This window comes from Butyrivibrio sp. FC2001 (assembly GCF_000424125.1).
In the GTDB taxonomy this organism is placed as follows: Bacteria; Bacillota; Clostridia; order Lachnospirales; family Lachnospiraceae; genus Butyrivibrio.
In genome coordinates, this window is record NZ_AUJH01000015.1 from 122,482 (window position 1) to 136,710 (window position 14,229).

Consider the following 14,229-nt stretch of genomic DNA (forward strand, 5'->3'; position numbering starts at 1 on the left):
GGAAAACATGGCAGAGCTTAACTACAAAAACGCAGGTGTCGATATCGAAGCGGGCTACAAGTCAGTGGAGATGATTAAGGGATATGTAAAGGAGACCATGAGACCGGAAGTTCTTGGTGGTCTTGGAGGCTTTTCAGGAGCCTTTTCCCTTGCAAATATTAAGAATATGAAGGATCCGGTTCTTCTTTCCGGAACTGACGGAGTAGGAACCAAGATAAAGCTTGCTTTCCTTTTGGACAAGCATGACACCATCGGAATTGACGCCGTTGCAATGTGCGTAAATGACGTAATCTGTGCAGGCGGCGAGCCTCTTTTCTTCCTTGATTACATAGCATGCGGCAAAAACTATCCTGAGAAGATTGCTGCAATAGTTAAGGGTGTAGCTGAGGGCTGTAAGCAGTCTGAATGCGCGCTTATCGGTGGTGAGACAGCTGAGCATCCCGGCCTTATGCCTGAGGATGAGTACGATGTTGCAGGCTTTGCTGTTGGTGTTGTAGACAGATCAGAGATGATCGACGGAAGCACCATCAAGGCAGGCGATACACTTATCGGTGTTGCCAGCAGCGGCGTTCACTCAAACGGCTTTTCACTTGTAAGAAAAGTATTTGATATGACAAAAGAGAGTCTTGAGAAGTACTATGACGAACTTGGATGCACACTTGGAGAAGCACTTCTTGAGCCCACAAGAATATATGTAAAGATGCTTAAGCAGATAAAGAAGGATGGAATCACAGTTAAGGGCTGCAGCCACATCACAGGCGGCGGTTTTTACGAGAACATCCCGAGAATGCTTCCTGACGGTTGCAAGGCAGTTGTTAAGAAGGATAGCTACGAAGTTCCTGCAATTTTCAAGCTTATGCAGAAGACAGGTAACCTTGATGAGCACATGATGTTCAACACCTTCAACTGCGGTCTTGGTATGGTAATCGCAGTAGATTCTGCAGATGCAGATAAGACACTTAAGGCTATTGAGGCTTCAGGTGAGAAGGCATGGATTGTCGGCTCTGTTGAGGCAGGTGACAAGGGAGTAGAGATATGCTAAACATTGCAGTCCTTGTTTCCGGAGGCGGAACCAATCTTCAGGCGATAATTGATGCCATTGATAACGGCACAATTACAAACACAAAGATAAGCATGGTCTTTAGTAATAACCGCAATGCCTACGCTCTTGAGAGAGCAGCAAAGCATGGGATCAGGACCGAGGTTCTTGTTCCGAAGGAATTTGAGAACAGAGCAGCTTTTAATGAAGCGTTTTATGATCTTCTTGTAGCTGAGAATCCTGATCTTATCGTTCTTGCAGGATGCCTTGTGGTTATACCCGAGAAGATAGTTAAGGCCTTCAGCGGCAGAATAATCAATATTCATCCTTCGCTTATTCCGTCCTTTTGCGGAACAGGCTACTACGGACTTGGAGTACATGAGAAAGTCCTTGAGCGCGGCGTAAGGGTGTCCGGTGCCACAGTTCACTTTGTTGATGAGGGGACTGACACAGGCCCGATTATTTTGCAAAAGCCCGTTATGATAAGACCTGATGATACTGCAAAATCACTGCAGCAGCGCATCATGGAGCAGGCTGAGTGGAAGATTCTTCCCAAGGCAATCGACCTTATTGCAAACGGTAAGGTAAGTATAGAAGATGGAAAAGTTGTAATTGAAGGATATGATCCGGATTTGATGGTATGATACTCATCTAAATGCCTTCTCCCTGGGGAGAAGGTGCCCGAAGGGCGGATGAGGGGTAAGGAGCGAACATGAATGTATTAATAGTTGGTGGAGGCGGCCGTGAGCACGCCATAGCAGAAGCAGTTTCCAGAAGTAAGCACCTTGATAAGCTTTACTGCGCACCCGGTAATGCCGGAATAGCAGAGCTTGCTGAGTGTGTTCCGATTTCCCCTATGGAATTTGACAAGCTTGTAAGATTCGCAAAGAACATGCAGATCGATCTTACAATAGTAGGTATGGATGATCCGCTTGTAGGCGGAATTGTAGATGCTTTTGAGGCTGAGGGCTTAAGAGTATTCGGACCCAGGAAAAATGCAGCGATCCTTGAAGGAAGTAAGGCATTTTCCAAGGACCTTATGAAAAAGTATGGTATTCCCACAGCAGCTTATGAGACCTTTGATGATCCGGAGGAGGCGCTAAAATATCTTGAGACAGCCAAGTTCCCTATCGTTCTCAAGGCTGATGGACTTGCTCTTGGTAAGGGCGTTCTTATCTGCGAGACTAAGGCAGATGCTGAGGCAGGTGTCCGCGAGATCATGGAGACCAAGAAGTTCGGTGATGCCGGTAACCGCATGGTAATTGAGGAGTTCATGACAGGCCGAGAGGTTTCAGTTCTTTCATTTGTTGACGGTAAGACAATAAAGCTTATGAGCTCAGCTCAGGACCACAAGAGAGCAGGAGACGGAGATACAGGTCTCAACACCGGCGGAATGGGCAACTTTTCACCAAGCCCCTTCTATACAGATGAAGTTGATAAGTTCTGCAAGGAGAATATCTATCAGAAGACAGTTGATGCCATGAGATCAGAGGGCAGAGAGTTCAAGGGAGTTATTTTCTTCGGACTTATGCTCACAGAGGACGGCCCCAAGGTACTCGAGTACAACGCCAGATTTGGCGATCCCGAGGCACAGGTTGTTCTTCCGAGACTTCAGACCGATATGATCGAGGTTTGCGAGGCTGTTATTGATGGAACTCTGGATCAGGTTGACCTTAAGTTCGAGGATAAGGCAGCAGTTTGCGTTGTTCTTGCTTCAGAGGGATATCCCGTAAGCTATGAAAAGGGCAAGGAAATTAAGGGACTTGAGAACTTCAAGGATAAGGATGGTTATTACTGTTTCCATGCCGGAACAAAGTTCGATGAGAACAGCAGGGTAGTCACAAACGGTGGCCGTGTACTTGGCATCACAGCTAAGGGCGATACTCTGGCAGAGGCCAGAAAGAAGGCATACGAAGCTACCGAGTGGGTAACCTTTGATAACAAATATATGCGTCACGATATCGGAAAAGCAATCGAAGAAGCATAATGGTAGGGGCAAAAAATAAAATTTTATTTTTTGCCCTTATATTAATTATAAAAAGCTGAAAATATAGTGGTTTTGTGTTATACTAACACCAAATGTTGATAATTTTTTACTTTTTCTTCAAATTCTTGCAAATATTTTAGTCCGAAGAGCCAGAGTAATGTTCAACAGGCAATATTTTTGTGTAGTTTTTCTACACTGGTTACTGGAGGTAGAAGGTATGATAAATAGAAAATTAGGGAAGAAAGCCATAGGTGCGGTGTCAATCATGACTGCAGGCATATTGGTTTTTGGACAGCCCATAATGGCTCTCGCAGCTACAGGAACAGTAACATCTTCTAATGTTAAGGTTAGATCTGAAGCGAGCACATCTTCTCAGCAGGTATCAAGTCTTGATTCGGGGGACAAGGTTGATATCATCGATGAGACTACAGACGCACAGGGATATGTGTGGTACAGAATTTATGTAAATGGTCAGGAATACGGATACGTAAGAAGTGACCTTGTTTCCAAGTCAGGCGAGACCAAGAGCACTGATGCCGGAACCACAAACGCAGCACAGCCTGAGACTCAGGTGACTGCAGTGGCAGAGCAGGCTGCAACAGTTACAGTTGCAAGTGCAAATGTAAGATCAGGTGCAGGCACAGGCTACAGCACTGTTGGTACAGTTAAGAACGGCGATGGCGTTACCATAACAGGTGAGGCTAATGGCACAGACAATAAAAAGTGGTATCAGATAAAGTTTGGCGACAGCGGAAGAACAGGTTTTGTTCGTGCAGACCTCCTTACAATGGGAGCTCCTCAGGCTCAGTCAGACGATCCTCAGGAAGGTGGAGAGATGGCACCTACAGAGGCTGAGCAGCCCACAGAGGGTGCTGAAGGTGGCGAACAGCCCGTTGAAGGCGAAGGTGAGCAGCCCGTTGAGGGTGAAGGCGAACAGCCCGCAGAGCAGCCTGTAGTTGATACCTCAGTAGTTGGTAACGGCGAGTTTTCACTTGCTTACAAGGATGACGGAACAGGCACAGAGGCATGGTACCTCTATGATAACGTTGAGAGCACACAGGTTAAGCTTAACGACCTTCTCGACTTTGCTAAGACAGGCCAGCAGGCAGCAGCCCTTGAGGGACAGGTTAAGAAGCTCCGCGGAGCACTCATCGGTATGTCTGTTGTTATAGCACTTCTGGTACTTGGTATTCTCCTTCTTATCTACAAGCTTCGTGACTATATGTACTACGAGGATGATGAAGAGGAGACAACCTCAAGAAAGAATAAGTATGATGATCTTCCGGCTGAGAAGCCTGCAAAGAAGTTCTTTGCCAGAGATAAGGATAGCGACAAGCCTAAGTCAGCAGGCAGAGTTGTGGCAGACAGCAAGAGACCTGCAGCTACATCTTCAGCAGTAAGAAAGGGCGCTCCCATGGGAACAGCTGCTTCTCTTATTCCTGATGAAAAGCCCACAAGAAGACCCGCTCCTGCAGAGCCCAGAGCAGAGAGACCTGCTCCTCCGAGGGAAAGAAGTGAGGTTAAGCCCAGCAATCCGGCACCTGCTACACGCAAGTCACGTAATTTCCTCATTGATGACGAGGACTTCGAGTTTGAATTCCTTGATCTGGATGACGATGATAAGTAATTAGATAAATAATGAAACCGCGCTGTGAGGCGCGGTTTTTTGTTGACATAAGAGTCTCTTTTGTTATACTAAATGTATCACAGGAAAGGGGACAGAACATGGTAATTGAAATTGATTTTAACAGTGATGAAGCAATATATGTGCAGCTGTGTAATCAGATCATAATGGGTATTGCGACGTCTCAGTTCCGGGAGGGAGAACAGCTCCCAAGTGTCAGACAGTTAGCTGATATGATCGGTATCAACATGCACACCGTTAATAAGGCCTATTCCATTTTGCAGCAGGAAGGGTTCGTTAAGATTGACAGGCGTCGTGGAGCCATCATAGCAATTGACCTTAATAAACTTGAGGCCCTTGAGGAAGCTCACGATATGCTGAGCGTAGTACTGGCGAGAGCCATGTGCAAGGGTGTTACCAAGGAAGAAATACATGAAATGGTCGACAGAATCTACGGTGGCTATGGAATGTGATAACAAATACCTTTTGAAGATCTAATGAAGATCTTTAAGGAAAGGAGTTTACTTGAGTAAAGAATATACAGAGAAAGCGCAGCAGGCGCTTAAGCTTGCAAGAAAAACTGCAAGAACCTTAAAGCTCAACTATGTCGGTACAGAGCACCTTCTTATGGGACTTATTAAAACAGAAGGCTGCGTAGCTTCAAGAATACTTATCGACAATGGAATCAATGAAGACAAGATGATGGATGTCATCAGAGATCTCATCGTTGAGGGCGGAAATATTACATTGCTTGATAAGGAGGGCTTTTCTCCCAGAGCAGAGAGCGTCCTTGATGAGGCAGACAGACAGGCAGCAAGATTTCACGCTGATAAGATTGGAACAGAGCACATTCTTCTTGCTCTTATCAAGGAGGGTGAGAATGTTGCTGTTCGCCTTATCGGCACCATGAACGTATCAATTCAGAAGATATATGCTGAGACTCTTGCAGCAATGGGCGAGGATGCCAACCTTGTCAAGGAGGATCTGGGCAGGAAAAACAATTCCAAGAAGAAGGTATCAATGCTTGACCAGTACAGTCGAGACCTTACAGCTCTTGCTTCTGATAATAAGCTTGATCCCATCATTGGAAGAGATAACGAGATTCAGCGCGTTATCCAGATCCTTAGCCGCAGAACCAAGAATAATCCCTGCCTTATCGGTGAGCCCGGTGTAGGTAAAACTGCGGTTGTTGAGGGGCTTGCCCAGAGAATTGTGGCAGGAGATGTTCCTTTTACAGTTCAGAATAAGAGACTCCTTACTCTTGACCTGTCCGGTATGATCGCAGGCTCCAAGTACAGAGGAGAATTCGAAGAGCGTATAAAGAGAGTTATCCGCGAGGTTATCGATGACGGTAATATCATTCTTTTCGTAGATGAGATGCATACCCTCATAGGTGCCGGCGGTGCTGAGGGAGCAATCGATGCTTCCAATATTTTGAAGCCTTCACTTGCAAGAGGTGAGATCCAGATGATCGGTGCAACTACCATCACTGAGTACCGCAAGTATGTGGAGAAGGACGCTGCTCTTGAGAGACGTTTCCAGCCCGTAAGTGTTGAAGAACCTGACAGAGATGAGTCCCTTGCAATCCTTAACGGAATCGTAAGCAAATATGAAGAGCACCACCATGTAAAGATCACTCCTGAGGCTATTCAGGCTGCTGTTGACTTAAGTAGTCGATACATAAATGACAGAAATCTTCCCGATAAGGCAATCGACCTTATAGACGAGGCATCTTCTGCAGTAAGACTTCGTCTGACAGGTTCATCAGCTGCTCTTCGCGATATGGAGCAGGAGATCAGGGAGATGGATGCTCAGGTAGAGGAGCTCCTTGCTAAGGAGGACTTTTCAGGAGCAGGTGAAGTGCACCGCAAGCAGGAAGCACTTATTAAAAAGTACAACCGCAAGAAGGCTGCAGAGAATAAGAAGGAAAAGAACGCGGATTACGTGGTCAATGAAAATGACATTGCAGAAGTAGTTGCAATGTGGACAAAGATCCCGGTTAAGAAGATCGCTGAGAAGGAATCAGAGAGACTCCTTAAGCTTGAGAAGATTCTTCACCAGAGAGTTATCGGCCAGGAGGACGCTGTTGTTGCAGTATCCAAGGCTATCAGAAGAGGCAGAGTAGGACTTCAGGATCCCAATAGACCAATCGGGTCATTCCTTTTCCTCGGACCTACCGGTGTAGGTAAAACAGAGCTTTCCAAGGCTCTGGCTGAGGCGATGTTCGGTGACGAGAACGCCCTGATAAGAGTTGATATGTCAGAGTACATGGAAGGTCACTCCGTATCCAAGATGATCGGATCACCTCCGGGATACGTAGGCTACGATGAGGGCGGCCAGCTCAGTGAGAAGGTAAGAAGACACCCTTACTCAGTAATCCTTTTTGATGAGATAGAGAAGGCACATCCTGACATCTTCAACGTGCTTTTGCAGGTTCTTGATGATGGTCATATCACAGACGCAAAGGGCCGGAAGGTCAGCTTCAAGAATACGATCCTTATCATGACCTCCAATGTCGGAGCACAGCGTATCATCGAGCCCAAGAAGCTGGGCTTTGACACCGCTTCCGATGAGAAGAAGGACTATGAAAACATGAAGAACGGAGTAATGGAGGAGGTTAAGCGTCTGTTTAAACCTGAATTCATTAACCGTATCGATGAGATTATGGTATTCCATCCTCTTAACGAGAAGGAGATGATGGAGATCGTAGCTCTCCTTAGCAAGAGCCTTAGCAAGAGATGTAAGGAGCAGCTTGGTATTGACCTTACAATGACTCAGCAGGTCAAGCAGTATCTTGTAAAGAAATATTCAGATGCCAAGATGGGTGCAAGACCACTTAAGAGAGCAATCCAGTCTGTTATCGAGGACGCTATGGCTGAGGAGCTTTTGAAGGGCAACATCAAGAGAGACAGCAAGGTCACAATCGGTCTCAAGGACGACAAGGTTGTATTCTCCCAGAAGGGTGAAAAGGAGGCTTCCGGCAAGACTTCAGGCCGTAAGTCAGCCAAGCAGGCACCTGCCAAGAAGGCTGCGACCAAGAAAACAACAACCAGAAAAACAGTATCCAAAAAATCGAAATGATTCATAAATTTTTAATAAATTTAATTGGATATATGCTTTATAATAAAATTGTATTTAGAGACGGAGAAATATCTCTGAATCAGTTCAAAATTCTATACTAGTAGACTGCACAGATTTTCTGGGCACTATCTAAAACAGGAGGTAGAAAATGGCTGTCGTAGAGCAGTTACTGAGAGCAGAAGCTGATGGAACTATTAGCTTTGGCAATTACGAGTTACCTGCAAAGCAGAAGCTTGATGATTTCAAGCATGATGGTAACGTTTTGAAGGTTAAGACCTTTAAGGACATAACAAAGCTTGAACAAAATGAGATGTTCCTTTATGAATCTGTTCCGGGGACAACGGTCACACACTTTAAGGAGAGTGAAGGAGGCTTGGCTTTCGAGGTTGAAGGACCGGGAGACGCACAAATTACCGTCGGACTTGAAGAGAATGCAGAGTACCACATCCTTGTGGACGGCAAGAATATTGGTCCGATGCAGACAGGAGTAGGAGGTAAGCTTAGTTTCAGCGTACCGCTTGGAACTGCTCCATCAAAAGTAGAAATTCATAAGTAAAATTATAAGAGAGGGCTGCTTCGCAGCCCTCTTGTTATTTGGATATGTGTGGTTTGGAGGAGGACGCTCTGTGGCAGAACCGTAAGATATATATAATATTTGCTCGTGTTAAGCCGGACACTTCGCTGAGCCCTAAGCATCCATCTCTGCGTGCAATGGCACTTGAGATGGATAGGTCTCAGCTACGTGGCTTAAATCTCGCAAAGTATTATATATATTCTTACTTCACCGCCATCAGAGCTGGCTACTCCAAGCCACACATATTAAAGGCAAGTAAGGGCTGCAAAGCAGCCCGTAGGACGAGGTGAGGAGGGGTGAGGGGCAGGGTGAGGTGAGGGGCGGGGGAATTTGGTCAAGGTGGGTATGTTTTACGTCAGTTGATGGAGATGAGGTATATTGATTGCTCGCGGGGGTGATGGTTAGGGAGTCGTTACGTCTATCCGCGAACAAATTTGGTTATAGGCGTACGGGGTTGATGTAATTTTGACTATTATTGATTTGTATAACGTAGGTTGTGGTTGGCGTTAAGTCTATTGGCCTAAATTGATCTGAATTGGTTGAATTAAAAGAGGATTTTGAGAAGTATTTTTGGGAAATGTTAAACCGGTTTAATGAATTGGGGTAAGATTGACTGATTGAAAACGTGATAAAGTGTATATAATATCAAAATAAAGATAAATTAGTAAGTCAGAAATGCGGATATGACCAAACAGGTTGAACCGAGAAAAATTCAGGCAAAATTCGAGTTTATAACTGTGAAATATGAGATATAATTGGGAGGACGGCTAAATATAGCTGCAAAAAATAGAGAAAAAACTAAGTACATAAATTATTAAAGGGCTAAGGATATAAAAAAATAGAGATATTAAGAATATTATTGCTATTCATCAAGGAGGAATATGGCAACAAAGATTAAGACAGTATTTTTCTGCCAGAGCTGTGGGTATGAGTCAGCAAAGTGGATGGGACAGTGCCCCGGCTGTAAGGAATGGAATACATTTGTTGAGGAGACGATAAAGCCTTCAATTACGGGGAAAGGATCAAAGCGTGCAGCAGGCGGAGCAGCAGGAGGCTCAGATGGTCAAAACAAGCCTATGAAGCTTTCTGAGGTTGTGCTGAATGAAGAGGACAGATTCGACACTCATATAGGTGAGTTTAACAGAGTTCTTGGTGGCGGACTGGTAAAGGGATCCCTTACTCTTGTTGGTGGTGATCCGGGAATAGGTAAGTCCACGCTTTTATTACAGACAGCAAGACTTCTTTCCGCAGATAAGAGAAAGGTGCTATACATTTCAGGTGAGGAATCCCTTCAGCAGATAAAGCTCAGGGCTAACAGAATAGGTGAGTTTACAGAGGACATGAATCTGTTTTGTGAGACTGATCTTGGAACCATCGAGGAGACTATAAGAAGAAGTGCACCGGAGGTCGTGATCATTGATTCCATACAGACTATGTTCAATGAAAATGTGTCATCAGCTCCCGGTAGTGTTTCACAGGTAAGGGAATCGACGGCTGTACTTATGAGAATTGCTAAGCAGCTTGGAATCTCAGTTTTCATAGTAGGTCATGTAACTAAGGAAGGAACAGTGGCCGGTCCCAGAGTTCTTGAGCACATGGTTGATACGGTGCTTTACTTTGAGGGAGACAGACACGCTTCATATAGAATACTCAGAGCTGTGAAGAATCGTTTTGGATCCACCAATGAGATCGGTGTGTTCGAGATGAGAAATGAGGGACTGGTGGAAGTCAGCAATCCCTCTGAATTCATGCTTGAGGGCAGACCTGAAAATGCCAGCGGTTCAATTGTAACCTGCTCGATTGAAGGAACAAGACCTATACTTATAGAGATTCAGGCACTTGTAAGTCACACTAATTTCAATTTTCCGAGAAGACAGGCAAACGGCACTGACTACAACAGAGTTAACCTTCTTATGGCAGTGCTTGAAAAGAGAGTGGGACTGGAGCTGTCATCCTATGACTGCTACATAAACCTTGCAGGAGGAATGAAGCTTATTGAGCCTGCCCTGGATTTATCAATGTGTATGGCAATCGTATCAAGCTTTAGGAACAGAGCGATACCTGATGAGGTTATAGCCTTTGGTGAGGTTGGTCTTTCAGGTGAAGTACGCTCTGTAAACATGCCTGATGTACGTATCTTCGAGGCTGAGAGACTTGGCTTTAAGACCTGCATAGTTCCAAAGACCGTGGCTGAGAAGTATGCTAAGAAATTCCCTAAGATTAAGCTTATAGGAGTTTCATCAGTTCAGGATGCGGTAGGAATGATAAGGTAAAGGAGAAACTTATTGGCTATAATACAGGGATGTTATAAAATAATATGAAAATTTAAGGAAAAGGAGAACAGTATTGAAAAAGAAAAAAACATTTGGGGGATTAGGAATTGTTTGCGCGATGATGATAACTTCTACAGGTTTACTGGGATGTAGTCAGCCCACCAGCAAAACCACAGAAGAAGCTTCTGCGGAGGTGGAAGACAGCAAAGTAGAAGACAGCAAAGTAGAAGACAGTGCAACTAACCAGACTGTAACAGAGCAGCCTACTGCAGAATCGGGTTCACTTTTTGATGCATTTATAAATGATGAGATCCCTGCAATTCGCATAGCAGAGGACGGAACAGAGAGCTCCTTCAATTATTCAGAGCTTCCTCATGATGAAGAGGACTGGGAGAGCTATTTTGTAAGGGATGAGAAAGCTGATGTTGATAATGACGGCGAGGATGAGCTTATCATGGACGGCCCCTATGGTGGAATGTACCTTGATGAGAGAGACGGCAAGGTCTACGTCCTTACTGAGGGTGAAGGCACTACCGGATATCTTAGCTATGCAGACTATGAAGGAAAAACTTATATAGTTCACAGCGACACTTCCCATGGTGGAAGGCAGATTTATGTTTTTGACAGATATGAGGATGGTAAATCAGTTGAAAACTTCACTTTGTCTGCGGAATATTGGGAAAGTGAATCCGATACCTATGATCAGGATAGTGATTTCACATTTAAAGATCAGAAGATTTCCATGGAGGAATACGAAGCTCTGGTCAAGGAGATATTTAAATAAAAGAATAATAGTTTCATATTTTTAATTATTAAATGAATATAAAGTTCATTCAGGCGTATGGCTAACAATACTCTATTAAATTGTGTAAAAGCCATGCGCCTTCTGTATTTTTTAATGTACGAAATTATAAACAATTTATAAAGCAGAAAAAAGCGGCATTTTTACATGCATTGACTTTGATTTTGGTGATGTTAGAATGAGGGTGTCACGGAAAACGGTTACGAAAAACCGTCTTATTTCTCTATGAGAAGGAGGTATTATTCATGGTCAAAATTACAAAGATCGGTGCTGCTGCGATTGCATTAGCGCTCTCAATCACATTGATTACACCTATAAGTGCTAAGGCTGAAGTTATTCTTGAGTATGAAAGAGATGCCGATGGCGAAATTACAAACAAAACTTATAAAGACGAGGATACTAAGGAGAGTATTTCTGAAAAAGACTATACTATATATGATCCAAGTGCAGTTAAATATGTTATACCAAAGGCTGTTACTATTTCGGTAGGCACATATAATTCATACATAGAAATTAAAACAACGAAAGATGTTGCAAAATTTAAGAATTTCAAGGGGAGCAAGAAAGCTTTAAAGGCTAAAGTTATTGCCTCTAAGGAATATACGGATCCTGCTACAGAAAAGGTGGCTACATACCCTGATTATATAGCAAAGAATGGAGGCACATGCTATTTTAGAAATATCGATGGTACTATTACTTCTATTTCAGAAGCTGAATGGGAGACTAAGGGACCAAAGGGCGATGATTCTGGCTGCTATAGAGTAAGACTTTATGCAACTAAGGCAGGAACCTATAAGCTTAAATTTGATGCTGTAAAAAAAGACGGAACAACTGTTAAAAAGACAATTAAGGTTATAGCTAAAGAGGACGGAGGTCCGATCAAGTCTATTACATTTGGTGGGAAACTAATAGCTCAATCAGCAGCTGAAAGTTCAGCTAACAAGGATTGGATGTGGGCTAAGTATTATGGTTGGTCGACAACAACAGCTAAATCAGGAGTTATCAAGGTTTCTATGAATGATGGCTTTAAGCTTAAGAAGATTGAAGTTGGAAAGCCAGTTGTAGTTACAGATAAAAACGCTGAAGGCAAAGTTAAGATTAATTATAAGAAGGATTATGCATCTACACTTGATTTGGCATATGATAGCGAAGAAGAGGATTGGATTCCTGTTACATGGAAGAAGGCTAAGAACGGCAAGAAGATAAAGCTTAGCAAAGTTGATACATCAATAATAGATGATCCAATTGGTGATGAGAACCTAAACGTCTACAATGAGAAAACATATACAGTTAAGTCTAAGGATATTGAAACAAAGACTTATGTGAGAATTACATATTACAATAAGAAAAGTAAGACAACTTCAAGACTATATCTGACTTTGTGCAAGGTAAAGAAATAAGTAATTGTATTGGATAAGGGAATGCCCCGGGCTTTTAAAAGGGCCCGGGGCATTGTTGTGCTTGACTTTTTCACTACACTACTTTAAAGTATTAAAAAAGATTGTATACATGTATAAACATGATACAAATGGCTTTCGCGAAAGCGAATTCTATACGAGGAGGACTTTTTATGAAGAAGATGAAGAGTTTAGTAAGTGTGATGGCTGCGACAGCACTTCTTGCAGGAACAATTGCAGGATGTGGCGGTAATGCTTCAAACAATGCAGCATCAACAAGCGGAGAGAGCACAGCTACAGAGGCTGCAGAAGGAACAGCATCAGAAGGTGCTGCAAGCGGAGCTACTTTTAAAATTGGTTCTATCGGACCTCTTACAGGTGGTGCAGCAGCATACGGACTTGCAGTTGTTAACTCAGTTGAGCTTGCTGTAAATGAGATCAATGCTAACGGTGGTATCAACGGATATCAGGTTGAGATGAAGGGCGAGGACGACGAGCTTAACGCTGAGAAGTCAGTTAACGCTTACAATACACTTAAGGACTGGGGTATGCAGTTCCTTGTAGGTTCAACCACAAGTGCATGCTCACTTGCAGTAAGTGAGAATACACATGAGGACAATATGTTCCAGCTTACACCTTCAGCATCAGCTGCTGATTGTGTTAACTACGACAATGTTTTCCGTGTATGCTTCTCAGATCCTAACCAGGGTCTTGCTTCCGCTCAGTATATCGGAAGCCACAAGCTTGCATCTAAGGTAGCTATCATCTATGACAGCTCAGATGTATATTCATCAGGTATTTACCAAACATTTGCACAGGAAGCTCCCAACCAGGGATTCGAAGTAGTTTCTGCAGAGGCTTTCACAGCTGATTCCAAGACAGATTTCTCAGTTCAGCTTCAGAAGGCTAAGGATGCAGGCGCAGAGCTTCTTTTCCTTCCTATCTACTACACAGAGGCTTCACTTATCCTTACACAGGCTAACACAATGGGATTTGCTCCTATATTCTTTGGTGTAGATGGTATGGACGGTATCCTTACAGTTGAGAACTTTGACACATCACTTGCAGAGGGACTTATGCTTCTTACACCTTTCGCAGCTGATGCAACAGATGATCTCACAGTTAACTACGTTAAGAACTATCAGGAAAAATATGGTGAGACACCTAACCAGTTCGGAGCAGACGCTTATGATGCAGTTTACATCATCAAGCAGTGCCTTGAAGAGGCCGGTGCTACACCTGATATGAGCGTAAGTGATCTCTGCGAAGCAGTTAAGGGCACAATCGTTAAGATCACAGCTTCAGGTCTTACATCAGAAACAATGACATGGGATGCAAGCGGCGAGCCTAACAAGGAGCCTAAGGCTGTTGTGATTAAGGATGGCGCTTACGTAACAGCTGAGTAATATCGTAATATTTAGTATCTAATAGTTTTAAATTTTGATATAATAA

At 43.7% G+C, this 14,229-nt stretch carries 11 protein-coding genes; all 11 read left to right on the top strand.

The window, feature by feature from the left end; genetic code table 11:
- Positions 1-7 precede the first annotated feature (7 nt).
- The 11 genes from purM to G601_RS0109505 all read left to right on the top strand — a co-directional run bounded on the left by purM (position 8) and on the right by G601_RS0109505 (position 14,183).
- Complete coding sequence (gene purM / locus G601_RS0109450) at positions 8-1,042, top strand: phosphoribosylformylglycinamidine cyclo-ligase (RefSeq protein ID WP_035786236.1); 1,035 nt, start codon at positions 8-10, stop codon at positions 1,040-1,042.
- Positions 1,036-1,683, top strand: a complete 648-nt coding sequence (gene purN / locus G601_RS0109455) for a phosphoribosylglycinamide formyltransferase (RefSeq protein WP_026665188.1) — start codon at positions 1,036-1,038, stop codon at positions 1,681-1,683. The genes purM and purN overlap by 7 nt, the downstream gene beginning before the upstream one ends.
- Before the next feature lie 68 nt (positions 1,684-1,751).
- Positions 1,752-3,026: a phosphoribosylamine--glycine ligase gene (gene purD, locus G601_RS0109460; protein ID WP_026491986.1), complete on the top strand. Its 1,275-nt coding sequence runs from the start codon at positions 1,752-1,754 to the stop codon at positions 3,024-3,026.
- 217 nt (positions 3,027-3,243) lie between these two features.
- Positions 3,244-4,653, top strand: a complete 1,410-nt coding sequence (locus G601_RS0109465; protein ID WP_026665189.1) for an SH3 domain-containing protein — start codon at positions 3,244-3,246, stop codon at positions 4,651-4,653.
- 98 nt (positions 4,654-4,751) lie between these two features.
- Positions 4,752-5,123: a GntR family transcriptional regulator gene (locus G601_RS0109470; protein ID WP_026665190.1), complete on the top strand. Its 372-nt coding sequence runs from the start codon at positions 4,752-4,754 to the stop codon at positions 5,121-5,123.
- A gap of 52 nt (positions 5,124-5,175) precedes the next feature.
- Entirely contained in the window at positions 5,176-7,731 is a 2,556-nt protein-coding gene (locus G601_RS0109475; RefSeq protein WP_026665191.1) for an ATP-dependent Clp protease ATP-binding subunit, read from the top strand.
- Between the two features lie 148 nt (positions 7,732-7,879).
- The gene (locus G601_RS0109480; protein WP_026491990.1) at positions 7,880-8,287 is read left to right on the top strand and encodes a hypothetical protein; all 408 of its coding nucleotides are present in this window, start codon (positions 7,880-7,882) and stop codon (positions 8,285-8,287) included.
- A gap of 899 nt (positions 8,288-9,186) precedes the next feature.
- Positions 9,187-10,578, top strand: coding sequence for a DNA repair protein RadA (gene radA / locus G601_RS0109490; protein WP_026665193.1), 1,392 nt, complete (start codon positions 9,187-9,189; stop codon positions 10,576-10,578).
- Positions 10,579-10,651: 73 nt separating this feature from the next.
- The gene (locus tag G601_RS0109495; RefSeq protein WP_026665194.1) at positions 10,652-11,362 is read left to right on the top strand and encodes a hypothetical protein; all 711 of its coding nucleotides are present in this window, start codon (positions 10,652-10,654) and stop codon (positions 11,360-11,362) included.
- A gap of 263 nt (positions 11,363-11,625) precedes the next feature.
- Positions 11,626-12,780: a hypothetical protein gene (locus G601_RS0109500; protein ID WP_026665195.1), complete on the top strand. Its 1,155-nt coding sequence runs from the start codon at positions 11,626-11,628 to the stop codon at positions 12,778-12,780.
- 179 nt (positions 12,781-12,959) lie between these two features.
- A complete protein-coding gene (locus tag G601_RS0109505; protein ID WP_026665196.1) occupies positions 12,960-14,183 on the top strand; it encodes an ABC transporter substrate-binding protein in 1,224 nt (407 codons plus the stop codon).
- Positions 14,184-14,229: the final 46 nt, after the last annotated feature.

What these genes read in the sequence shown, in the direction of transcription:
- purM (WP_035786236.1), top strand. Translation starts at nt 8, where the DNA reads ATGGCAGAGCTTAACTACAAAAACGCAGGTGTCGATATCGAAGCGGGC.
- purN (WP_026665188.1), top strand. Translation starts at nt 1,036, where the DNA reads ATGCTAAACATTGCAGTCCTTGTTTCCGGAGGCGGAACCAATCTTCAG.
- purD (WP_026491986.1), top strand. Translation starts at nt 1,752, where the DNA reads ATGAATGTATTAATAGTTGGTGGAGGCGGCCGTGAGCACGCCATAGCA.
- G601_RS0109465 (WP_026665189.1), top strand. Translation starts at nt 3,244, where the DNA reads ATGATAAATAGAAAATTAGGGAAGAAAGCCATAGGTGCGGTGTCAATC.
- G601_RS0109470 (WP_026665190.1), top strand. Translation starts at nt 4,752, where the DNA reads ATGGTAATTGAAATTGATTTTAACAGTGATGAAGCAATATATGTGCAG.
- G601_RS0109480 (WP_026491990.1), top strand. Translation starts at nt 7,880, where the DNA reads ATGGCTGTCGTAGAGCAGTTACTGAGAGCAGAAGCTGATGGAACTATT.
- radA (WP_026665193.1), top strand. Translation starts at nt 9,187, where the DNA reads ATGGCAACAAAGATTAAGACAGTATTTTTCTGCCAGAGCTGTGGGTAT.
- G601_RS0109500 (WP_026665195.1), top strand. Translation starts at nt 11,626, where the DNA reads ATGGTCAAAATTACAAAGATCGGTGCTGCTGCGATTGCATTAGCGCTC.
- G601_RS0109505 (WP_026665196.1), top strand. Translation starts at nt 12,960, where the DNA reads ATGAAGAGTTTAGTAAGTGTGATGGCTGCGACAGCACTTCTTGCAGGA.